Here is a 22,124-nt window from a genome sequence, read left to right on the forward strand (position 1 = left end):
GTATGTCGCTGTACGGGTTAATCTGCTATATCTCGTATGTCGCTGTACGAGTTAAGGAGTGGTCATGGCAGAAGACGTGCACCCCCCGTCCGCGCGGGCCCACCCGCTGCGCTGGCGCATCCTGGGGTTCCTCGGCGTGGCCCAGCTGATGCTGATCCTCGACGTCACCGTCGTCGCGATCGCGCTGCCGCACATGGAGGCCGACCTGGAGCTGAGCCGCCAGGCCGTGACCTGGACGGTCAGCGCCTACACCCTCACGTTCGGCGGGCTCATGCTGCTCGGCGGGCGGATCGCCGACCTCGTCGGGGCCAGGCGCGTCGTCCTGGCCGGCCTGCTGGTCTTCACCGTCGCGTCGCTGGTGACCGGCCTGGCCGGGTCGGCCGCCCTGCTGCTCGCCGGGCGCGTCGCCCAGGGGGCCGGAGCGGCGATGCTGTCCCCGTCGGCGCTGTCCCTCGTCGTCACCCTGTTCCAGGACGACGAGCGCAACAAGGCGCTCGGCGTCTGGTCCGCGCTGGGCGGGGGCGGCGCCGCCCTCGGCGTCCTGCTCGGAGGAGCGCTGACCGCCGGGCCCGGCTGGCCGTGGGTGTTCTTCGTCAACGTCCCCATCGGACTGGTGATCTTCGCCGCGCTCGCCCGGATGCTGCCGCGCCACCGGCCGGCCGCGCCCCGCCCCCGGCTCGACGTCCCCGGCGCGCTGCTGGTCACCGCCTCGTCCGGCGCCCTGATCTACGCGTTCATCCGCGCCGGGGACGACGGCTGGATCAGCCTGCGCACCGCCGTGCCGGTGCTGCTCGCCGTGCTCGGCTACCTGGCGTTCACCGCCCGGCAGAAGACCGCCGCCTCGCCCCTGATGGACGTCTCGCTGCTGGTCCGCCGCCCGGTCGCCACCGGCACGTTCCTGATCGTGATCGCGACGGCCCTGATGATCGCGATGTTCTTCCTCGGCACGTTCTACTTCCAGCACGCCCGCGGCTACGGCGCGCTGCGCACCGGCCTGCTGTTCCTCCCCATCGCGGTCGCGACGATGGCCGGCGCCAACCTCACCGGCCGGATGATCGCCGCGATGGGACCGCGCAGGCTCGCCGTGGCCGGGCTCGTCACCACCGCGGCCGGCCTGGCCCTGCCCGCCGCCTCCCTCGGCCCCGTGACCGTCGTGATCGGCGCGGCCGTCGCGGGCGCCGGGACCGGCGCGATGTTCGTCGTCGCCTCCGCGACTGCCCTCGGCCAGGTGGCGCCGCACGAATCCGGCATCGCGTCCGGCATCGTCAGCACCTTCCACGAGTTCGGCGCCTCGATCGGCGCCGCCGTCATCTCCAGCGTCGCGGCCGCCAGCCTCACCGGCGGCACGCTCGACGGCTTCACGCACGGCTTCGTCCTCGCCGCCGTCACCGCCGCCGTCGCGACGCTCGCCGCCGCCGTCCTGACGCCGCCCCGCCCGCGCGCCGTCACCGAGCCGGGGCCGGTGGACGCTTGACCCTGACGCGCGGGTCAGCGGTTAGCTTCGTGGCCCGCGTCCGGGCCCCGCGCCCGGAGTCCCTGCCCTGAGGAGCGTCCGATGCCGTCAATGCCCCGAACCTCGCGCGCGGTCAAGCTCGCCGCCCTCCCCGACGGGCTGCCCGGGCCGGAGCATTTCAGCGTCGTGGACGTGCCGGTACCGGTGCCGGCGGACGGGGAGGTGCTGGTCCGCAACCGCTACTTCCAGGTCTTCCCCTCGCTGCGCACCCTGATCGGCGGTGGCGTGAAGGGCACTCCCTTCCCGCCGCTGCGTCCGGGCGACACCCTGTTCGGAGCGGCGGTCGGCGAGGTCGTCGCGGCGCCCGGGGTCGCCGGGCTCCGTCCCGGCGACCTCGTCCGGCACTGGCTGGGGTGGCGCGAGCACGCCGTCATGCCCGCCGGCCAGTGCGCGCCGCTGGACGGCACGCTGCCCGATCCGGCCGCGCACCTCGGCCAGGCGGGCGTCGCGTACACGGCGCTGGCCCGGGACGCGCGGGTCCGCCCCGGCGACACCGTGTTCGTCTCCGGCGGCGGGGGCGGGGTCGGCTCGCTGGCCGGTCAGATCGCCCGCCTGCTCGGCGCGGACCGCGTGGTCGGCAGCACCGGCTCGCCGGACAAGGCCGCCCGCCTGGTGTCCGAACTGGGATACGACGCGGCGGTGGTCCGGGGCGGGCGGCCCATCGCCGAGCAGCTGGCGGAGGCCGCGCCCGGCGGGATCGACGTCCTCGTGGACAACGTCGGCGGCGAGCAGCTCCAGGCCGCGATCACCGCTGCCAGGCCCGGCGCGCGGTTCGTCCTCGTCGGGACGCTGGCCGGGCAGCTCGCACCGGACCGCTCCGGCACCACCGCCCCGGTCGAGATCGACACGTTCCAGCTCATCGCCAAGCGCATCGAGATGCGCGGTTTCGGCGGGCTGGACGACGCCGGTCCTCGCCCCGAATGGACCGAGCGCGTCGGGGCCTGGCTGCGCTCGGGCGACCTCACCTTCCCGCACGTGCGCGTCGCGGGCATCGAGCACGCCCCGCGGGCGTTGCAGGAACTGATCGGCGGACGGCACCTGGGAGCCGTCATCGTCGAGCTGTGACGTCCCGAGAGGAGCCCCCATGCGGATCGGCGACGCCGCCGCGGCGGCGGGGACCACCCCGCGAGCACTGCGGTTCTACGAGCAGCGCGGCCTCCTGCCCCCGCCGTCCCGCACCGCCAGTGGGCAGCGCCGGTACGGCCCCCGCGAGGTGGCCCGCGTGCTGACCATCCGCCGGCTGCTGTCGCTGGGCCTGACCATCGAGGACGTCCGCGGCTGCGCGGACCGGCTCGACCTGCTGGACGGCGACGCGCTCCCGCCCTACGGCGGCCCCGGCTGCACGCGGAGCACCGGGGTCGCCCGGCGCCGCCTCGCCGTCCTCGACGCCGAGATCGCCCGCCTGACGGAACTGCGCGACGCGCTCGCCGCCCGGATCGGCGACGCGGCGGACGAGCCGCCGCCCGCCGCGCCGGGGGCACCGCCGCCGCGACGGACACCGCCGCGTGCCTCAGATCTCGAACAGCCGACGAATCCCTGACAGCGGACCGGAAGGGGGCGCAGGCCGCGGCGGCGCGACGGACAACGACCACCGGGCCGACTCCGCCGCGTGGACGACGATCAACCCGGGCCCACAGATCCGGGCACTCTTGCGGTCTTCGTCCAGAAAGTCGTACATCAAGGTCTCAAGCCTGCCGAACCGGCACCGCTCCCAGCGACCGTGCTTCTTCAGACAGCGGTACTCGACCTCCCATCCGGACGGGCCGGAGACGTGGATGCCGAGGACGGCCGGTGCCCGTGCATGGTGGACGAGTACCTCGGCACCGCTCCCCTGGTGTTCGCGGACCAGTTCCACGGCCTCGCTGAGCGGATGCAGCCGGACCGTCCATGTCCCGGTGCCCCGGTGCACTTCAGAGGGAGCGATCCGCAGGTGCGTGGGGGCCTCGAAGCTGTCCGGGGTCGTGGCGAGGTAGAAGCGAGCCCGCGCGCTGCCCCCGAGGATGCGAACCCTGAGGGTCTTCGGCCTGTTCTGCTCGGCCATGACAAGCACGGAGTTGAACTCGGTGGATCCCGTACCGTTCCTGGTCACCTCCATGATGGCCGACCGGCCGGGCTCGGGCCAGTCGATCGGGATCGTGTACTCCCGCTCGTTGCTCCCCGAGTAGGAGAACCGCCGGTCCTGCAACGGCTGCGGGCTTGGCGGCCCTCCGCGTTCGCGTGCGGCGCGGGAGACGTCTACGGGCACCGGCAGCCTGTGGGCGCGGGCATCCATACGGACCAGGGCGTTCCTGGCATGGGCGAGTTCCTGGCGGACCTGCTCGAAGTCACCGGAGTCGAGGGCGTCCGTGGCGCCGCTGTAGCCGTCGAGCACACGCCGGTAGTCCGCCAGGGACTCCGGCGGCACGTCCGGCGCGGCCGGGTCGAAGGTGAGCCGACCGATCTCCTCGCCCAGCCCGATGACCGTTTCGGCGAGTTCGGCGAGCCGCCGGTCCGGTGTCGGTCCACCCCCGTCCCGGACGGCGTCGGCCGCGACGGCGGTGGGTTTCGCCGGCGCCTCCGAACGCCGCGTCCGGAAGACGTAGAGGAAGGGCAGGGCACTGGCGAGCCCCAGTACATAGCTGAGTAGGAGATCCACGGCGGCCCCTCCCGACATCCCTGGCGCTCCGGTGCGGAGGACTGGATCCCCCGATCGTAAGGCGCCCCGGAACACCGCGGTGACCAGCCGGGTCTCCGCCGGCAGGAGCACCCGCCCGCCTCGTCCCGGGCCGGTGCGGCTCCGGAGGCGGAGGCGGCCGGCGAGAGCCCCCGGCCGTGAACAGGTAGGGCGCCCAGTCATCTGACAGATGAGCCGCCGGCGGTGGTCTCCGTAGCTTCGGACGCGTCACCATGCCGCGCCTTCGAGGGAGAGACCATATGACCAAGGCACCGCTGCGCGTCGCGATCATCATCGGGAGCACGCGGGAGGGACGGTTCGGGCCGACCGTGGGGACCTGGTTCGCCGAGCAGGCCCGGCAGCGCGACGACCTGGCCGTCGACGTGGTCGACGTGGCGGACGAGCCGCCGCCCGCCGCGCTGGGGGCGCCGCCGTCCGAGGGGTTCGCGAGCGTGACCCGGACGCTGCACGAGGCCGACGCCTACGTCGTGGTGACTTGCGAGTACAACCACAGCTTCCCCGGCACGCTGAAGAACCTGATCGACACCCACTTCCACGAGTGGCGGGCCAAGCCCGTCTCGTTCGTGTCGTACGGCGGGCTGGCGGGCGGGCTGCGGTCCGTCGAGCACCTGCGGGGCGTCTTCGCCGAACTGCACGCCGTGACCGTCCGCGACACCGTCAGCTTCCACCACCCGTGGAACTGGTTCGGGGACGACGGCCGGCCGAACGACCCCGAGGGGGCGTCGGGGGCGGCCAAGGGGATGCTCGACCAGCTCGCCTGGTGGGGGAACGCGCTGCGCGACGCCCGGGCCGTCCGCCCGTACGGGGGCTGAGGTGACCGCGACGGCCGAGGCCCCGCCGCGGGACCGGACGGCGCCGGACCCGATGGCGGTCGTGCTCGTGCTCGTCCTCGGCTCCATCATGATCACGCTGGACACCACGGTCGTGAACGTCGCGATCGACCGGCTGTCGCAGGAGTTCCGCGCCCCGCTCGGCACGATCCAGTGGGTGGCGACCGGGTACTCGCTGGCGCTCGGCGCGGTGATCCCGTCCAGCGCGTGGGCGGTCGGCCGGTTCGGCGCCCGCCGGCTGTACCTGGGCGCGATCGCGACGTTCGGGGCCGGGTCGCTGCTCGCCGGGCTGGCGTGGAACATCGAGTCGCTGATCGCGTTCCGGATCGTGCAGGGGTTCAGCGGCGGGCTGGTGATGCCGGTCGGCATGACGATCCTGCTGCGCTCCGCCGGGCCCGAGCGGCTCGGCCGGCTGATGAGCACCCTCGGGCTGGCGATCCTCGTCGGGCCGCTCGCCGGGCCCGTCCTCGGCGGCTGGCTGATCGACGAGGTGTCGTGGCGGTGGATGTTCTTCGTGAACCTGCCCGTCGCGGCGGCCGTGGTGGCGCTGGCCTCGCGGCTGTTCCCGCGCGACGTCCCGGCGGAGGCGAAGCCGCTGGACGTCCCCGGCCTGCTGATGCTCTCACCCGGCATCGCCGCCGTGCTGTACGGCGTGACGACGGGCGGCGACCGCGGCGCGTTCGGCTCGCCGGGCGTCGTGGTGCCGATGGCCGCGGGCGCGGTGCTGATCGCCGCGTTCGCCGTCCGGGCCCTGACGGCCCGGCATCCGCTGATCGACCTGCGCGGCTTCCGGGACCGGACGTTCGCCGCGGCGACCGGCACGCTGGCCCTGTTCTCGTTCGGCTACTTCGGCTCGATGCTGCTGCTCCCGCTGTACCTGCAGGTCGTGCGCGGCGAGAGCGCGACGATGGCGGGCGTGCTCGGCATCCCGTTCGCGCTCGGCTCCGGGACGGTGATGCAGGTCGCGGGCCGGATCGCCGACCGGGTGCCGCCCGGGCGGCTCGTCCCGGTGTCGGTCGCGACGGCCTTCGCCGGGTTCGCGCTGTTCACCGTCCAGCTCGACGCGGACGCGCCCTACTGGGGGCTGTGCGCGACGATGCTGCTGATGGGGGCGGGCGGCGGCGCGACGATGATGCCCGCGATGACGGCGGCGACCCGCGGCCTGCCGCACGACCGGGCCCCGGCGGCGAGCGCGACGGTCAACCTGGTCAACACCATGTCGGGCGCGATCGGGATGGCGACGGCGTCGGTCGTGCTGTCGTCGCTGATGAGCGGCCTGGCGCCGGACGGGCGGGGCGGCGCGCTCCAGGCCGTCCACGGGCTGGACCCGGACGCGCGCCGGGCCGTCGCGGGACCGCTCGCGGAGGCGTTCCAGCACACCTACCTGTTCGCGGTCGGCATGATCGCCCTGGCGCTGGTTCCGGCACTGCTGCTGCCGCGCCGCCCCGTCCGCTGACACCTCGGTCCCCGGCCGGCGGCCGGGGACCGGGGGCGCTCAGACCTCCTTGAGGAAGCCGGAGTCGACGGCGAAGTCGGCCCCGGTCGTGCTCGCCGACCGCGGCGAGGCCAGCAGCACGACCACGTCCGCGACCTCCTGCGGCGTCGCGAGACGGCCCGTCGTGAGGCTCATCATCTCGGCCGCGCCGCCGTCCAGCACCGCGTCGCGGTCGGAGCCGGTGGCCCCGGCGATGATGTCGGCGGCGCCGCCCTCGTCCGTCCACCACGGCGTCCGGACCGGGCCCGGCGACACCGAGTTGACGCGGACGCCCTGCGGCGCGAACTCCTCCGACAGCCCCTTCGTCAGGTTGTTCAGCGCCGCCTTGGCCGCGTTGTAGTCGAAGTTCATCGGCCCGGGGCGCCGTCCGTTGCCCGACGAGACGTTCACGATCGACGCCGCGTCGCTCTCCAGCAGGTGCGGCATCGCCGCACGCACCGCGCGGACCACGGCGAACAGGTTGAACTCGAACATCTCGCGCCAGTCGTCGTCCGACGGGGTCAGGAACCCGAACCGGGGCAGCGTCGCGCCGGGCGGCGGCCCGCCCGCGTTGTTGACCAGGACGTCGAGCCGGCCGAACTCCTCCACGGCCCGCGCGACGACCTGCGCCGGGGCATCGGCGTCCATCAGGTCGGCGGGCACGTGCAGCAGGTTCGGCCCGGCGAGCGCGTCCAGCTCCCCGCCTGGCTTGCGGGACACGGCGACGACGCGGGCGCCCTCGTCCAGCAGCGTCCGCGTGACGGCCGCCCCGATCCCCTTCGACGCCCCGGTGACGATCGCGACGCGTCCGGCAAGCCGCAGGTCCATGGATCTCCCTCTCATCAGGCGGGCGCGCCCACCCCGGACGCGCCTCGCCCTCTGAACCCCGCCCCCCTCCCACCGGTTGCACCGGCGAGCGCCCCGTCGGGAGCTAGGCGTTCCGGGATTTCGCCTCGGCCGCGCGGCGCGCACGCAGGGCGCGCACCCGGCCGCGGCTGGCGCAGGCGGGGGACGGGCACCAGCGGCGGCGACCGGCCGTGTCGACGAAGACGCCGCGGCAGTCGTCCTCGGGGCAGACCTTGAGGTCGCTCCGCGCGGGTCCGGTCAGGTGGTCGACGGCCTGCCGCGCGACGCGCCCCAGCGCCGCCGCGGCGGTCGGGGGCGCGGACCTGGTGATCCGCACTCCGGCCGAGAGGTCGACCGGGTCCTCCTCGGCGAGGTAGCCGGCGAGGCCACGCACGTCGTCCTCGTCCGGCGGGCGTCCGTCCACGGTCGCGAGGGCGATCGGACGCAGCAGCTCGCGCAGGAGAAGGGCCCGGTCAAGGTCGTGCCGGTCGGGCGGCCGGACGGGGGCGAGCTCGCAGAGGTCCAGCCACTCGGCGAACCGGCCGGGATCGGGAAGGCGCTCGACCGACCGCGCGCCGAAGGCCTGGCCGCGCGTAGCGAGCAGGTTCAGCCAGGTCGCGCCGCAGTCGAGCCGGAACGCCGACGGATCAACCTTCATGCGACCAGAGTAACGCTCGACCCGTTACGGTGCTACGGTAACGATTCAAGCGTTACAGAGGAGATCCCATGCCGCTCGACGAGCACCTCACCCGCACCCGCCTCGACCGGGACGCGGCCTACCGGCTGCTGGACGTCCTCCAGGACGAGGCCGCCCAGAACGCCGCCCTCCCCGGCCTCGACGACCTCGCGCCGGGCTTCCCCGACTGGATCGTCACGAGCCTGTTCGGCGGCACCTACCAGCGCGACGGCCTGTCCCTGCGCGACCGGCAGCTGCTCAACCTCGCCGCCCTCACCGCGATGGGCGGCGTGGACCCGCAGCTCACCGGGCACGTGCGGACCTGCCTGCGGCTGGGCATGGCCCGCGAGGAGATCGTGGAGGCGCTCGTCCACCTCGCGCCGTACGTCGGCGTCCCGAAGGCCCTCGCCGGCCTGCGCGTGGCGGCGGCGGCGCTGTGAGGATCAGGACGGTCCTCGGCGACATCGCCCCCGGCGACCTCGGCGTCTGCGACGCCCACGACCACCTCTTCATCCGCTCGCCCCGGCTGCCGGGCGAGGAGCTCGACGACCCCGCCGCGGCCGCCGCCCAGCTGCGCGCCTTCGCCCGGCTCGGCGGCGGCGCGGTCGCCCAGTGGACCCCCCACGGGATGGGGCGCCGCATCGACGACCTCGCGGACGTCTCGCGCGCCACCGGCGTCCACGTCATCGCCGCCACCGGCCTGCACCATGCCGCCCACTACGACGCCGACCTGCTGGAACGCCTCCAACCGGACACCCTCTTCGCCGACGAGCTGACCCGCGGCCGGGCGGGCATGATCAAGGTCGCCACGGCCTTCCACGGCCTGGACGCCCACGCCCGGCGCGTCATGACCGCGGCGGCCGCTGCGTCGAACGCGACCGGCGCCCCCATCGGGGTCCACCTGGAGCAGGGGACGTCCGCCCTCGACGTCCTCGACCTGCTCTGCGGGGCCCTCGGCGTCCCGCCGGACCGGGTGATCCTCGGTCACCTCAACCGCTCTCCCGATTCGTGGGTCCACCGCCGCGCCGCGGAATCGGGCGCCTACCTGGCGTTCGACGGCCCGTCCCGCACCCATCACGCCACCGACTGGCACCTGTTCGCCTCCCTCGCCGCGCTCGCGGAAGCCGGCCACACCGACCGGCTCCTGCTCGGAGGCGACACGACGACGGCGAGCGCACGCGCGGAACTGGGCATCCCCCACGTACTGCGCGCCCTGCGCCCGCGCGTCGAACGGCAACTGGGCCGCGAGGCGGCGACGGCCATCTTCACCACGAACCCGGCCAGAGCGTTCGCCGCCCCCTGGCCCTAAAGCCTGTTTCGAAGGCGCCTCAGCCACGCGCACGAACGCGTGACCTGCCCGGTGAAGCGAAGCCGAAGGCGAGCGAAACCGGGCAGATCGCGAAGCGATGCCGCGTTCGCCCAGGCCAGGTCACGTAGCGAGCCGCCAGGCGAGCGAAGTGGGCCGGGACTGAGAAAACACAGCCGCCAGGCGAGCAAAGTGGGCCGGGCCTGCTAGCCCAGAGCCTCGTAGACGAGGGCGGCCACCGCCCCGTACGCCAGGTGGGGGACGACGTCCGACGCCCAGTCGGACGCCGACCACTCCCTGGGGTCGGTCAGGCCGAGAACGGTCATCGGGGCGGTCGACCCGGCCATCGCCAGCCCCGTCAGGACGGCGGTCCCGGCCAGCCGGGGGAAGCGCCTGCGTCCGGCGAGCAGGCCGTAGAGCAGCCCCGCGCCGAGGCCGGTGCCGAAGCCGAGCATCGGCCCGAGCCCGGCCTTGCGGTTCTCGGCCTCCTCGCCCTCGCCCAGAGCGAACCCGACGACGTCGGCCAGCTTCTCCACGCTCTTCTCCGGCGTGCTGCTGGCGGGCCGTCCCCGGACCGCCATGTCGAGATAGGTCACCATGTTCAGAGCGGTGGTCCCGGCCGCCCCGGCGGTCAGCCCGCGCGTGATTCTGTCCATGCGGTCGCGCTACCCAGCATCCACGTCCTCCCACCTGCCCCGCCCGGTCAGGCCCAGTTCCGGGCGTCCGGCCGCCGCGCGGCGAGGAAGGACGCGACGGCGACGACCGCCAGCAGGACGGCCGCGCACCACAGGGGAGCCGACACCGAGACGTGCCGGATGAGCAGGGCGCCGATGGCCGCGCCCAGCAGCAGAGCGGCGATCGAGAGGCCCCTGCGCGCGAGGGCCGCACGGTGCTGCCCGCGCTCGCCGACCAGCGCGGTGAGGGTCGTGGTGACCACGACCGTCCTGAGGTCGGGCACCTCCAGCCGCCGGACGATCGCGTACTGCCAGCCCATCGAGACGGCGAGGACGGCGATCGTCGCGAGGCGGCCGGAGTCGGGGCGGTGACCGAGGGTCGCCACGATCACGGCGGCGGCGGCGAGCGCGACCGCCTGCGCCGCGGTGGCCGCGCCCAGCAGCCGGCCCCGGTGCGCCGGCCGGGTGAAGGTGACGCGACCGCCCACGACCGCGCCGACGCAGAAGAAGCCGGTCGACACCGCGGTCAGCATGATCTCCGTCCCGCTGCCGCCCAGCCCCAGCCCGAGAAAGATGATGTTCCCGGTCATGTTCGCGACGAAGACGTTGCCGAGCTCCAGGAAACTGACCGAGTCCACCAGCCCGGTCATGATCGTGAGCAGCACGAGCAAGGACGGCAAGGGCCCTTGACCTCGAGTTTCAGGCACGCACGCATTCTCGCAACCCTCGAACCGGCACCCCGCGAGCCACCCGGGGCGTGTCACGGAAAGGAGCGAGGCGTGGCGCCCTCTCATGCCGGTCGATAGCGGGCGTGGAGAGGACGCCGCCGTCCGGGTTACCGTCCTACGGTGGCTGATGATCTCGGGCAGGTGTTGCTGGACCGGTACCGGCTGACCGAACCGCTGGGACAGGGCGGCATGGGCACGGTCTGGCGCGCCCATGACACGCGGCTCGGCCGGGAGGTGGCCGTCAAGCAGCTGCGGCTGCCCCCCGATCTCGACGCCGAGCAGCGGGCGTCCTGGACGGCGCGGCTGGACCGCGAGGCGCGCGCCGCCGCCCGGCTGCGCCACCCCGGCATCGTCACGGTCCACGACCTGGTCGTCTCCGAGGACGGCCAGCCGTGGATCGTCATGGAGCTCGTGCCGGGGCTCTCCCTGGCCGACCTCCTCGCGCGCGAGGGCACGCTGGCACCGGATCGCGCGGCGGCGCTCGGCCTCCAGATCCTCGACGCTCTGGTGGCGGCGCACCAGGCCGGGATCGTCCACCGCGACCTCAAGCCCGCCAACGTGCTGCTGGAGGGCGAACGGGCCCTGCTGACCGACTTCGGGATCGCCGCGGTGGAGGGCGAGACCGCGCTCACCCGCTCGGGCGCGCTGCTGGGCACACCGGCGTTCATGGCGCCCGAGCAGGTGCGCGGGCAGCCCGCCACCGCCGCCACGGACCTGTGGGCGCTCGGTGCGACGCTGTACAGCGCGGTCGAGGGCCGTCCGCCCTTCGCCGGCGCCGCCACCGGCGCCGTCCTGGTGGCCATCGCCACGGAGGCCCCCTCCCCGATGAGGAACGCGGGCCCGCTCCAGCCCGTGGTGGAGGGGCTGCTCCACAAGGACCCGGCCGGACGTCCGGACGCCGCCGCTCTCCGGGCCGCGCTGAGCCGCGTCGCCTCCACCCGGCCGGGACCGGCCGCGGAGGCGCCGCCGACTCGTCCGCTTCCACCGCACGGACCCGCCGCGTCCCCTCCCGCGCCGCCGTCACCGGCGCCCGGCCGTCCCAAACGCGCGGTCCTGATCGCTGTGGCACTGCTCGCGGTGCTCGTCGTCGCGGGCACCGGCCTCGCCTTCGCCATGCGACGCGACTCCGCCTACGAGGCGAACAGGAAGGACGCGGCGGCCATCGGAGCGCCCACCGGGTTCACCCTGAAGAAGGAGCAGAAGGTCGACGCGGGCCGGGTCCGCCGCACCTATTCGGGCTGCCCGCGGTTCTGCGGCGGTTCCGCATCGGACCTCGGGCCGACCGTCCAGGTGGTCGCCCGCTGGCTGACCAGGGTCCGCTCCGTCTCCAGCGTCGGCCAGCCGGTCGCGCAGGCGAACGGGTCGGTCTGGACGATGGCCGTCGCGACCGACACCGCTCCCAAGATCTCCAACGTGCGGGTCCTCGCGGTCGGGGATCCGCGGCGGGACGTCCTCCTGCAGCTCGAGGTCGGGTGACACGGCGGCTCAGCGGCGGGGGCGCAGCTCTTCGATCAGGTCGAGAGTGAAGGCGTGCTCGTGGCGGGCACCGATGTGCTCCCACGACCGGGCCGAGCCGGTGAGCTCATCGACGTCGCGGTGGAGGAGCCCGGAGGCACGGGCCAGGCAGGCGGCGGCCCACGCGTTCTCCGGGGCGGCGTCCGACGCGGCGGCCAAGCGCTTCGGGGCGTCGGGCAGGCCGGCGGCGACGGCGAGTTCGGCCCCGGCCGCACGGGCGTACCCCCGGTACCAGTCCTGGGGCGGGAACGGTGCGAACGCCCGCTCCACCAGCACCGGAGCTTCCCCGGCCCGCACGGCCCGCAGGGCGGTCCGGGCATCGACGAACGCCGCGTAGGACGCCAGATAGCGGGACCGGGCGTCCCCGGCGATCCGCTCCGCGCGGTCGCGCCACAGCCGGAGGCCGTCCTCGTCGCCGAGAAGTCCGTGGGCCAGGGCGACGGCGGCGACCGACGGCGCCGTCCACGCGAGCGGGCTTCCGGCGTCCTCGCAGGCCTCCCACAGCGTGTCCGCGTGGGACAGCGCCTCGTCGAGGTCGCCCATGAGGACCAGCGCCTGGACGAGGGTGGCCATCGCGACCGGTGACCGGTCGCCGATGAGGTCGTCGGACGCGGCGAGCCGGGCCGCCGACAGCGCCGCGCGCAGGTCGCCGGCCGCGACGGCGCAGGCCGTGGCCATGTGGTAGGTGTCCGTGATCTCCGGGGCGGGGTAGGGGACGTCGCGCGGCATCGCCGGGAGCAGGCCGACGCGTTCGGTGGCGATCCGGTGCGCCTCCCGGAACCTGCCCGCGGTCAGGGCGGCGATGCCGGACGCGTCCAGCGCGGCCGACAGCAGCACCGGATCGCCGGTGGCCCGGGCGGCGGAACGCGCGGCCGCGGCGAGGAACGGGTCCGGGGTGACCTTCTCGGTGCCGTGGCTCCACGCCCTCGCGGCGGCGAGATGCGCGGCCACGACCCGGTCGCGGAGGTCCCCGGCCGCGCGGGCCCGGGCCAGCAGGGCCCGCAGGCGCTCGTGGGGGATCTCGGCGTCGAACCCGGAAGGGTGCCGCTCGGCGGTCACCACGGCGAACGCGAGGGTGGCGGCCTCCCCGTCGCCGTCGCCCGCCCTGCGGGACTGCTCCGCCGACTCCAGCAGGAGGTCGAAGGCCCGGCCGGTCTCGATCAGGGCGTGTGCGGCGTCCGCGGCGTCCCGCAGGTCGAGCGCCGCCTCGTCCGGCGTCGGCGCCCGCCGGGCCGCCTCCCGGTAGTGGCCGGGGGCCTCGCGGAGGAACCGGCGGGCAAAGGTCAGGTGCCCCAGGGACCGGGCGAGGCGGTGCGGCACGTCCGCCCGGCCCGGCGGCGCGCCCGCGAGGGCCGCGCGCAGGTCGTCGGCGACGGCGTCGAAGCGGACGCGCCAGTCGCCGTCCAGCCGATCCTCCAGCTCGGCGGCGGTGCCCGCGGCCCACCGCAGGTACCGCTCGCGGACGGCCCCCTGCGCGGCACCGGCGGCCAGCCGCTCCGCGGCGAACGCGCGGACCGTCTCCAGCATGCGCCAGCGGCCCTCCGCCGCCCGGACGACGAGGCTCTTGTCGACCAGCCGCCCGAGCAGGTCGGCGGCCGCGCCCGCGCCGAGGCCGGGGACGACGGCGCCCACGGCCGCGAGGTCGAACCCGCCGACGAACACCGACAGGCACTCGAACAGCTCCCGCTCGTCCTCGGTCAGCAGGTCGTGACTCCAGCGGATGACCGCGCGCAGGGACCGGTGCCGCTCGACCGCCCCGCGGCCTCCGCTCAGCAGCCGCAGCACGTCCTCCAGCGCCGTCAGCAGCCCCGCCGCCCCGAGGGACGCGCCGCGCGCCGCCGCGAGCTCGATCGCCAGCGGCATCCCGTCCAGCCGGCGGCAGATCTCGGCGACGTCCGCGCGCGCGGCGGTGAACCCCGGGCCGGCCGCCTCGGCGCGGTCCAGGAACAGCCGTCCGGCATCGGTGTCCGCCGGAAGCGGCGGGACGAGAACGGTGCGCTCGCCCTGCACGCCGATGCGCTCGCGCCCGGTGGCAAGGACGGTCACGGTGGGGCACGCCGACAGCAGCCGCTCGACGAAGCCGGCGGCGGCGTCGAGGAGATGCTCGCAGTTGTCCAGGACGAGCAGCGTCCGGCCCCTCGCGAGGCGGCGGGCGATGACGTCCTCCAGTGCCTGCCCGGGGCGCTCGGTCACGCCGAGCGCGGACGCCACCGCCTGCGCGACGAACGCGTCGGCGACCGGCACGAGGTCGACGAACGCACCGCCGAGCGGGAACGCGGGCGCCGCCGCCTTGGCGGCCACCGCCGCGAGCCGCGTCTTGCCGATCCCGCCGGGGCCGAGGAGGGTCACCAGCCGCTCCCTCTCCAGGAGGGCGAGCACCGTCGCGATCTCCTCGCCTCGCCCGAGGAACGTGGTCCGCGCGGCCGGCAGGCCGGCGACGTGCCCCGGCTGGGGCGTGCGGCGCCGCGCCTCCTCCGCCAGCTCCCAGCGGTCGGTCACGCCGTACTTGCGCAGCAGCGAGGAGATGTGGCTCTCGACGGTCCGCACCGAGATGTGGAGCCTGCCCGCGATCTGGACGTTCGACAGCCGCTCGGCGAGCGCCGCGAGGACCTCCGCCTCACGCTTGGACGCCTGGACCGGACGCTGGGGGGTCATCACGCCAGTCTCACGGATCCGGAGAACTCCGGTGGCGGCTTCCGTGCCGTCTCCGTGGCGGCACGGATGTCCTGGCAGGGCGCTGCCCGGAGACTTGCGGGCATACGGCGATCAACCACACACGTCCGGATCGGAGAATCCCGTGCGACGCATCATCAACTCCATGTTCGTCTCGATCGACGGTGTCATCCAGGACCCGCAGGACTGGCCGTCCCTCGGGGGCGGCGACTCCGGCGCGCAGACCGAGCTGCTGCTCGGTTGCGACGGCGTCCTGCTGGGCCGGCACACCTACGACAGTTTCGCCTCGGTATGGAAGGGGCGCTCCGGCGACCCCTACACCGACAAGATGAACGCGGTGACGAAGTACGTCGTCTCGACCACGCTCGAAAAGGCCGACTGGGACAACTCCGTCATCATCGGCGGCGACGTGGTCGAGGAGATCTCCCGCCTGAAGGAGCAGCCCGGCGGGGACATCCTCCTGTACGGGTTCGGGCGTCTCTCCCACACCCTGATGCGGCACGGACTGCTCGACGAACTCCGGTTCTGGGTCCACCCCTTCTTCCTCGGGAAGGCCGACGAGGAAGGCCTGCTCTTCCGGCAGGACACCCGCGCCATGCTCGACGTCATCGAGACACGGACGTTCGACTCCGGCATCGTGTTGCTGTCGTACCGGGTGAAGCCGTCCGCCGGCCAGGCCTGACAAGGCCCCCGGCACCGCTGGCGCCGGGGGCCTGCCGCTCCCCTGGGCGGGGAAGACCTCGCTTACCGCGTTCCGAGCAGGATGGACGAGGGGACCCGTGCGGCCACCGGCGGCAGCTTCGTGCCGTTGCCGGTGGCGGCCGCCTGCGGCGCCATCGCGCTCGCGTCCGCCGGGCCCCTGGATTCGAGTGCCGGTTCAGGGTTGCCGGCGAACGGCTGGACGTCGCCGACGCACACCTTGCCCGCGGGCGGCAGCTTCCCGCCGACGAGGTAGCCGTCGACCGCCTTCGTCACGCACGCCGAGGTGCCGTAGGCGGTGTGCCCCCAGCTGTTGCTGGACAGCAGCCGGCTGTTGGGCAGCAGCTTGCTGGACGAGACCGCGTCGTTGTAGTTCGTCGCCGGGTCGTAGTAGTCGCCCACGAACAGGACGGGCGCGTTCGTGCGCCGGTTGAAGGGACCCGTGTAGGCGTCCTCGTCGCGGACCTTCCAGGCGTCGCGGGCGCACTGCACGCTGCCCCAGCCCCACGCGCGCCCGAAGTAGGGCGCCCGCCTGTCGGACGCCGCGGTCAGCGCGGGCCAGCTCCCCGCCTTCTTCGGGTGCAGGCCGTCGGTGCAGGTGACGCCGCTGAACGCCTCAAGGCTGTTGTCGTAGGGGAAGTCCTTGGCCGTGACCTTCTCCGCCGCCTCCTTCTGCCGCCTGACCTCGGCCCGGCGCTCCGCGATGCGGGCGGCGAGGGCCTTGCGCGCCTTCGCGGCCTGCGCCGACGACGAGGCGGGCGAGGTCGCCTGCCACAGGTCGGTGGCCATGGCGTCGACGACCTCATAGCCGCTCGGGTCGTACAGCGCGCCGAGGACACCGCCGACAAGGTCGGCGTAGGTGACCATCTCGCCTTCGATGTCGGCGGGCTTCGCCTTCAACCGCTTGGCGAGGACGTCGAAGTTCTTGACGGGATCCCCGTAGGCCGCGAACTGGCACTTCTTCCTGCCCGCCTTGCCGCAGCGGACGAGGATCTCCCGCAGCGCCTTGTAGGCGCCGTCGGCGGACCGCAGCCGGTCGTCCAGGATCTGGTTCTCGGTCTTGCGGGTGCCGGCCCAGGAGACGGGGTTGATGACACCGTCCACGACCACGGCGCGCAGCCGGTCGGGGAACATGTTCGCGTAGTACTGGCCGATCGCCGTGCCGTAGCTGAAGCCCAGGTAGGACAGCTTCTTGTCGCCGACCGCACGGCGCAGGACGTCCATGTCGCGGGCCGCCTCGGCGGTGGACATCGCGCCCGCCAGCTTCTTCCCGGTCGTCGAGCAGCCCTTGCCGACCGCCTTCGCCGACTTGACGTAGGCCGCCTCCTGCTTCGCGCCGACCGGGAACGCCACGTTCATCCCCGCCAGCGCGAGCGTCTGGTCCTTGGTGGACTTGAAGCAGGCGACGTTGGAGCTGAAGCCGATGCCGCGCGGGTCGAAGCCGACGATGTCGAAGCGGTCGAGGACGTCCTTGCCGAGGAAGTAGGGCGCCTGGTAGGCGATGGCGGTGCCCTGGCCGCCGGGCCCGCCCGGATTGACGAACAGGCTGCCGATCCGCTTCTTGGCGTTGCGCGCCCTGACCCTCAGGACCGCGATCTCGGTCGTCGCGCCTTTCGGATCGTCGTAGTCCAAGGGCAGCCGGACGGTCGCGCATTCCGCGGTGTCGTAGCACTTGTACCAGTCGAGCTTCGGAGTGGGCACACGGTCGGCGCGAGCCTTCTCGACCGGGCTCGTCGTGTCGCCCGGGCCTGCCAGAGCGGTGACCGTTAAGGCGGGCACGAGGGCCGCACCGGCCACGCCCGCCACGCCGGCCGCGAGAATCCTGTGTCCGAGACGCATGAGGTTCCCTTCGGGGGGATCGATGCCTCTCCCGCGCGGTTGCACGGATTGGTCCGCTGATTCTCGAATGCTCGACTTGTCCCCGTGATCCACCGCCGGGCCCGACCTCCCGCCCGGAAGATCACCCCGAGGACCGATTGACGTTCATCCCCCGGGGCGCACCTCAAGGCAGGGCGGGCCGCCCTTCGAAGACGCCACCTGCCCTGCCGGAACACGCCCGCAGGCGAAATGATCTTTTTGACGGGATCGCGGCCCCCGGTGTGCTGTAATCCGATTGGTCCGAATAATGATCACCGTCCACGGCCGCCGACGGCCGGGGAGAGGAGACACGCATGAGCCGTCTCGTCGACCGCCTCCTGGCGCGCGTGGCCCCCAAGGCCACCGCGTCCGCCGGCTGCAAGACCTACTACTACTGCTCGCAGTCCATCTACTACAAGAAGGTCTGCTGCGACGGCCAGTGCCGCCACTACGTGATCGGCGCCTGCGGCTCGCCGTGAGGCTCCCCCGCGGGCGGCGGCGCGACGCCGCCCGCGGGACCCCCTGAGGAGTGCGCATGGAACTCGTGCGGATCGGATGCGCCTGCCTGGTCGGGCTCGTCTTCGCCGTGTCGGCCGTTTCCAAGCTCCGCGACTTCGACGGCTTCGCCAGGTCCGTCCCCGCGCTGGTGCCCGTCCCGCCCGGCCGCGCCCGGCTCCTGGCGATCGCCACGACCACGCTTGAGGCGCTGGTGCCGCCGCTGCTGGTCGCGCCGGTCACCGCCCCCTTCGGCTTCGGTCTCGCCGCCGTGCTGCTGGCCGCCTTCACCGCGGCCGTCGCGACCTCGGTCCGGCGCGGGCGCCGCACCGCCTGCCGCTGCTTCGGCCCGTCCAGCGCTCCGCTCGGTCCGCGCCACCTCGTCCGCAACGGAGTGCTGCTCGCCTGCGCCGTGCTCGGCGCCCTGGCCCCCGGCGGCCTGCCCCCCGCGGGCGGCATCGCGGTGGCCGCCGCGGCCGGGCTGGCCGGGGCGGTGCTGATCGTCTCCCTCGACGACATCGTCGAGCTGTTCGCGAGGAACCCCTGATGCCCTATCTCATCGCCGCCGTCGTCCTCATCGGGCTGCTGTCCGCGCTGAACCTCGTCCTCACGCTCGCCCTCGTCCGCAGGCTGCGGGAGCAGGGCGCCGCGCACCCGGGGCACGCGGGCCCGCCGATGGCGCTCGGACCCGGCTCGCAGATCGGCGACTTCACCGCGACGACCACCGAGGGCGAGCCGGTCTCCCCGGCGGACCTCCCCGCTCTCGTCGCCTTCTTCTCCGCGAACTGCGCGCCCTGCCACGAGCTGGCCCCGCGCTTCGCGGAGCTCACGACCGGGCTGCCCCGGCTCGCGGTCGTGACCGGCGACGACCCCGAACTGGTCGCGGTCCTGTCCCCGGCGGTCCGCGTCGTCGTCGAGGACCACGACGGCGCCGTGAGCAGCGCCTTCCAGAACACGTGGACGCCGGCGCTCTACATCGTCGACGGCGGGCACCGGGTCGTGGCCGCGGGCGGGCGCCTGGAGGACCTGCCCATCGAATCCCCGGCGTGAGGACGCCCGGGGCGGGACGGGGCCCGGCCGCATGAGAGGGCGCGCCCACGTCCGCGGGCTCGCCGCCGCGGGTGCGGAGGCGAGCGCGCTCATCTGGCGGTCGGCGCCCGGCGGCGTGTCCGGCTACCTGCTGATCACCCTGGCCGAGGCCGCCGCGCCGATCGCGACCGCCTGGCTGATGAAGACGGTGGTCGACCGGCTGACGACGTCGCACGCCCCGGTCGCGGGCCCGGCCGCCGCGCTGGTCGCGGCCGGGCTGGCCGCCGCCGCCCTGCCCGGGATCGGCACCTACCTGCGCGACCAGGCCGGGCGGGCCGCCGGAGTCCGGGCGACCGACCGGCTGTTCGCCGCGACCGAACGCCAGGTCGGGCTGCGGCGCTTCGAGGACCCGGTCTTCCTGGACCGGCTGCGCCTGGCGCAGGAGGCGACCGCCAGCACCGGGTTCCTGGTCGACGCCGTCTGCGGCACCGCGCGCGGCTCGCTGTCCCTCCTCGGCTTCCTCGTCTCGCTGCTGGTGATCAGCCCGGCGATGACGGGGCTGGTGCTCCTGGCGGCCGTGCCGGCGCTGATCGCCGAGCTGCTGCTGTCGCGGAGCCGCGCGGCCATGCAGTGGGCGACCGAGCGGACCCACCGCCGCGAGTACTTCTACAGCGGCCTGCTGACGGACGTGGAGGCGGCCACCGAGATCCGCCTGTTCGGCATCGGCGCCTTCCTGCGCGCCCGGATGATGGCCGAACGCGAACGCGGCAACCGGGCCGAACAGCGGATGAGCCGGCGCGAACTGGCCGTCCAGGGCGGCCTCACCGCGCTGAGCGCCACGGTGGCGGGCGGCGGCCTGTGGTGGGCGATCACGGCGGCGCGGCACGGCTCGCTCGGCGTCGGGGACGTCACCATGTTCGTCGCCGCGGTCGCCGGAGTGCAGACCGCCCTGAACCTGCTGACGTCCTCCATCGCCACCGGCCACGGCCGCCTGCTCGTGTTCACGCACTACGTCGCGGTGACCCGCGCGGAACCGGACCTGCCGAGCGCCGCCACCGGCGGCGCCCCGGAACTGCGGCGGGGCATCGAGTTCCAGGACGTGTGGTTCCGCTACAGCGACGACCATCCCTGGGTGCTGCGCGGCGTCGACCTGACGATCCCGCACGGCTGGGCCGTCGCGCTGGTCGGCCTGAACGGCGCGGGCAAGAGCACGCTGGTCAAACTGCTCTGCCGCATGTACGACCCGACCCGCGGACGGATCCTGTGGGACGGCGTCGACCTGCGGGACATTCCGCCGCACGCGCTGCGCGAGCGCATCAGCGCGGTGTTCCAGGACCACATGAACTACGACATGACCGCGAGGGAGAACATCGCGGTCGGCGACCTCCGGACGCTCGACCGTCCGGAGGCGGTCGAAGGGGCGGCCGCCCGCGCGGGCGTCCACGACAAGCTCGCCACGCTCCCCCACGGATACGACACCCTGTTGACCCGGATGTTCTTCTCCGAGGCCGACAAGGAGGACGCCGACACCGGAGTGGTGCTGTCCGGCGGTCAGTGGCAGCGCCTCGCGCTGGCCCGCGCCTTCGTCCGCGACGGCCGGGACCTGATGATCCTGGACGAGCCCAGCTCCGGCCTCGACCCCGAGGCCGAGCACGAGGTCCACGCCCAGATGCGGCTCCACCGGTCCGGCCGGACCAGCCTGCTGATCTCGCACCGGCTCAGCGCCGTCCGGGACGCCGGCCTCATCGCGATCCTCGACGAGGGCCGCGTGGCCGAGCTCGGCACCCACGAGACGCTGCTGGCGGCGGGCGGCCACTACGCCCGCCTGTTCCGCCTCCAGGCGGCCGGATACCAGGAGGCCCCGCAACCCTCCGGGGGCATCGGATGACGTGGCTCGCCGCCGCGGCGGGCGTGCTCCTGGCGGCCGGCGCCCTCACCGTCTGGGTGCGCCTGCGTTACCTGGTCACCACGGTCGACGGGCCCAGCATGGAGCCGGCGCTCCATTCAGGCGACCGGCTCCTCGTCCGGCGGACCCGGCGGGTGCGCGCGGGTCAGATCGTGGTGGTGCGGATCCAGCCCCCGACGCTGGACGCGCCGCCCCCGGACGCGGGGCCCGCTCCAGGCGAGGAGATTCCGTTCTCGCGGGTCCACCCGGACGGGGAGCTGCTCGTCAAGCGGGCGATCGCCGTGGCCGGTGATCCCGTCCCGGTGGACCGGGTGCCGTGCCTCCGGGAGACGCGGGAGCCGACCGTGCCGCCGGGCGCCCTCGTCGTGCTGGGCGACAATGCCGCCACCAGCTGGGACTCCCGCGACTACGGGTTCGTCCGCGCCGAGCAGTTCATCGGCGTGGCCGTCCGCAGGCTCTCGACACCCTGACCCCTTCGGCGCCGGTTCGCATATGCCGGCGATATGCCGTCCCGCCTAGCCTTCGGGTATGCGCGTGCTGATCGTGGAGGACGAGCCCTACCTGGCCGAAGCCGTCCGTGACGGCCTGCGGCTGGAGGCGATCGCCGCCGACATCGCCGGCGACGGCGACTCCGCCCTGGAGCTGCTCAGCGTCAACTCCTACGACATGGCGGTCCTGGACCGCGACATCCCCGGGCCCTCCGGCGACGAGGTCGCCCGGCGGATCGTCGCCTCCGGCAGCGGCATCCCGATCCTCATGCTCACCGCCGCCGACCGCATCGACGACAAGGCCTCGGGGTTCGAACTCGGCGCCGACGACTACCTCACCAAGCCGTTCGAGCTCCGGGAGCTCGTCATGCGGCTGCGGGCGCTGGACCGCCGGCGCGCGCACGCCCGGCCCCCGGTCCGCGAGATCGCGGGCCTGCGGCTGGACCCCTTCCGCCGGGAGGTCTTCCGCGACGGGCGCTACGTCGCGCTCACCCGCAAGCAGTTCGCGGTGCTCGAAGTCCTCGCCGCCGCCGAGGGCGGTGTCGTCAGCGCCGAGGAACTCCTGGAGCGGGCCTGGGACGCCAACGCCGACCCGTTCACCAACGCCGTCCGCATCACCGTCTCCGCCCTGCGCAAACGACTCGGCGAACCATGGCTCATCGCCACGGTCCCCGGCGTCGGCTACCGGATCGACACCGCCCCCGGCGGCTCGCACGAATAGGCGCCCGGCCCCAGGCGAAC

At 74.1% G+C, this 22,124-nt stretch carries 22 protein-coding genes; 15 read left to right on the forward strand and 7 right to left on the reverse strand.

The annotated features are described in order from the left end of the window. Positions 1-64 precede the first annotated feature (64 nt). The 3 genes from BJY14_RS20635 (at position 65) to BJY14_RS46590 (ending at position 3,053) form a co-directional block, all read left to right on the forward strand. Complete coding sequence (locus tag BJY14_RS20635) at positions 65-1,474, forward strand: MFS transporter (RefSeq protein ID WP_179845128.1); 1,410 nt, start codon at positions 65-67, stop codon at positions 1,472-1,474. 90 nt (positions 1,475-1,564) lie between these two features. After that, positions 1,565-2,578, forward strand: coding sequence for an MDR family NADP-dependent oxidoreductase (locus tag BJY14_RS20640; RefSeq protein WP_218905523.1), 1,014 nt, complete (start codon positions 1,565-1,567; stop codon positions 2,576-2,578). 19 nt (positions 2,579-2,597) lie between these two features. Beyond that, on the forward strand, positions 2,598-3,053 hold the full coding sequence (locus BJY14_RS46590) for a MerR family transcriptional regulator (protein ID WP_179845130.1): 456 nt from the start codon (positions 2,598-2,600) through the stop codon (positions 3,051-3,053). Here BJY14_RS46590 and BJY14_RS20650 read toward each other — a convergent pair. Continuing rightward, positions 3,024-4,148 (reverse strand): hypothetical protein, encoded by a 1,125-nt coding sequence (locus BJY14_RS20650; RefSeq protein WP_179845131.1) that lies wholly within the window; start codon positions 4,146-4,148, stop codon positions 3,024-3,026. The genes BJY14_RS46590 and BJY14_RS20650 overlap by 30 nt on opposite strands. A 278-nt stretch (positions 4,149-4,426) precedes the next feature. On the opposite strand from BJY14_RS20650, the gene BJY14_RS20655 reads away from it, so the two are divergent. Then, a complete protein-coding gene (locus BJY14_RS20655; RefSeq protein ID WP_179845132.1) occupies positions 4,427-4,999 on the forward strand; it encodes an NADPH-dependent FMN reductase in 573 nt (190 codons plus the stop codon). A gap of 1 nt (position 5,000) precedes the next feature. Continuing rightward, positions 5,001-6,473 carry a DHA2 family efflux MFS transporter permease subunit gene (locus tag BJY14_RS20660; protein WP_312879329.1) on the forward strand — a complete coding sequence of 491 codons (1,473 nt, stop codon included), beginning with the start codon at positions 5,001-5,003 and terminating at the stop codon, positions 6,471-6,473. A 39-nt stretch (positions 6,474-6,512) separates the two neighbouring features. On the opposite strand, the gene BJY14_RS20665 is transcribed toward BJY14_RS20660, so the two are convergent. Together BJY14_RS20665 and BJY14_RS20670 are read right to left on the reverse strand one after the other, a co-directional pair. Further along, the gene (locus BJY14_RS20665; RefSeq protein WP_179845133.1) at positions 6,513-7,319 is read right to left on the reverse strand and encodes an SDR family NAD(P)-dependent oxidoreductase; all 807 of its coding nucleotides are present in this window, start codon (positions 7,317-7,319) and stop codon (positions 6,513-6,515) included. 103 nt (positions 7,320-7,422) lie between these two features. Beyond that, entirely contained in the window at positions 7,423-7,995 is a 573-nt protein-coding gene (locus tag BJY14_RS20670; protein WP_179845134.1) for a CGNR zinc finger domain-containing protein, read from the reverse strand. A 68-nt stretch (positions 7,996-8,063) separates the two neighbouring features. Here BJY14_RS20670 and BJY14_RS20675 point away from each other — a divergent pair, with 68 nt between their 5' ends. Continuing rightward, entirely contained in the window at positions 8,064-8,453 is a 390-nt protein-coding gene (locus tag BJY14_RS20675; RefSeq protein ID WP_179845135.1) for a carboxymuconolactone decarboxylase family protein, read from the forward strand. Beyond that, positions 8,450-9,322: a phosphotriesterase family protein gene (locus BJY14_RS20680; RefSeq protein ID WP_179845136.1), complete on the forward strand. Its 873-nt coding sequence runs from the start codon at positions 8,450-8,452 to the stop codon at positions 9,320-9,322. The genes BJY14_RS20675 and BJY14_RS20680 overlap by 4 nt, the downstream gene beginning before the upstream one ends. A 203-nt stretch (positions 9,323-9,525) precedes the next feature. Here BJY14_RS20680 and BJY14_RS20685 read toward each other — a convergent pair whose 3' ends face one another. Continuing rightward, on the reverse strand, positions 9,526-9,975 hold the full coding sequence (locus BJY14_RS20685; protein ID WP_179845137.1) for a hypothetical protein: 450 nt from the start codon (positions 9,973-9,975) through the stop codon (positions 9,526-9,528). A 47-nt stretch (positions 9,976-10,022) separates the two neighbouring features. Continuing rightward, a complete protein-coding gene (locus tag BJY14_RS20690) occupies positions 10,023-10,673 on the reverse strand; it encodes a YoaK family protein (RefSeq protein ID WP_179845138.1) in 651 nt (216 codons plus the stop codon). Positions 10,674-10,841: 168 nt separating this feature from the next. Between BJY14_RS20690 and BJY14_RS20695 the strand changes: the two genes are divergently transcribed. Continuing rightward, complete coding sequence (locus BJY14_RS20695; RefSeq protein WP_179845139.1) at positions 10,842-12,197, forward strand: serine/threonine-protein kinase; 1,356 nt, start codon at positions 10,842-10,844, stop codon at positions 12,195-12,197. Between the two features lie 9 nt (positions 12,198-12,206). Here the strand turns inward: BJY14_RS20695 and BJY14_RS20700 are convergent, their stop codons facing one another. Beyond that, complete coding sequence (locus tag BJY14_RS20700) at positions 12,207-14,891, reverse strand: ATP-binding protein (protein ID WP_179845140.1); 2,685 nt, start codon at positions 14,889-14,891, stop codon at positions 12,207-12,209. Positions 14,892-15,033: 142 nt separating this feature from the next. Here BJY14_RS20700 and BJY14_RS20705 point away from each other — a divergent pair, with 142 nt between their 5' ends. After that, positions 15,034-15,591, forward strand: coding sequence for a dihydrofolate reductase family protein (locus tag BJY14_RS20705; protein WP_179845141.1), 558 nt, complete (start codon positions 15,034-15,036; stop codon positions 15,589-15,591). A 62-nt stretch (positions 15,592-15,653) separates the two neighbouring features. Here the strand turns inward: BJY14_RS20705 and BJY14_RS20710 are convergent, their stop codons facing one another. Continuing rightward, positions 15,654-17,447, reverse strand: coding sequence for an alpha/beta hydrolase (locus BJY14_RS20710; RefSeq protein WP_179845142.1), 1,794 nt, complete (start codon positions 17,445-17,447; stop codon positions 15,654-15,656). Between the two features lie 332 nt (positions 17,448-17,779). On the opposite strand from BJY14_RS20710, the gene BJY14_RS20715 reads away from it, so the two are divergent. The 6 genes from BJY14_RS20715 to BJY14_RS20740 are packed head-to-tail and all read left to right on the forward strand — an operon-like array spanning position 17,780 to position 22,104. Beyond that, entirely contained in the window at positions 17,780-17,944 is a 165-nt protein-coding gene (locus tag BJY14_RS20715; protein ID WP_179845143.1) for a hypothetical protein, read from the forward strand. Positions 17,945-18,000: 56 nt separating this feature from the next. After that, positions 18,001-18,507, forward strand: a complete 507-nt coding sequence (locus BJY14_RS20720; protein ID WP_179845144.1) for a MauE/DoxX family redox-associated membrane protein — start codon at positions 18,001-18,003, stop codon at positions 18,505-18,507. Further along, entirely contained in the window at positions 18,507-19,010 is a 504-nt protein-coding gene (locus BJY14_RS20725) for a TlpA disulfide reductase family protein (protein ID WP_179845145.1), read from the forward strand. The genes BJY14_RS20720 and BJY14_RS20725 overlap by 1 nt, the downstream gene beginning before the upstream one ends. A 31-nt stretch (positions 19,011-19,041) precedes the next feature. Continuing rightward, positions 19,042-20,877: an ABC transporter ATP-binding protein gene (locus tag BJY14_RS20730; RefSeq protein ID WP_179845146.1), complete on the forward strand. Its 1,836-nt coding sequence runs from the start codon at positions 19,042-19,044 to the stop codon at positions 20,875-20,877. Further along, positions 20,874-21,365 carry a S26 family signal peptidase gene (locus BJY14_RS20735; protein WP_179845147.1) on the forward strand — a complete coding sequence of 164 codons (492 nt, stop codon included), beginning with the start codon at positions 20,874-20,876 and terminating at the stop codon, positions 21,363-21,365. Before BJY14_RS20730 ends, BJY14_RS20735 begins: the two co-directional genes overlap by 4 nt. Before the next feature lie 58 nt (positions 21,366-21,423). Next, positions 21,424-22,104: a response regulator transcription factor gene (locus tag BJY14_RS20740; RefSeq protein ID WP_179845148.1), complete on the forward strand. Its 681-nt coding sequence runs from the start codon at positions 21,424-21,426 to the stop codon at positions 22,102-22,104. Positions 22,105-22,124: the final 20 nt, after the last annotated feature.

Origin of the sequence: Actinomadura luteofluorescens (assembly GCF_013409365.1) — a bacterium.
In the GTDB taxonomy this organism is placed as follows: domain Bacteria; phylum Actinomycetota; class Actinomycetes; order Streptosporangiales; family Streptosporangiaceae; genus Spirillospora; species Spirillospora luteofluorescens.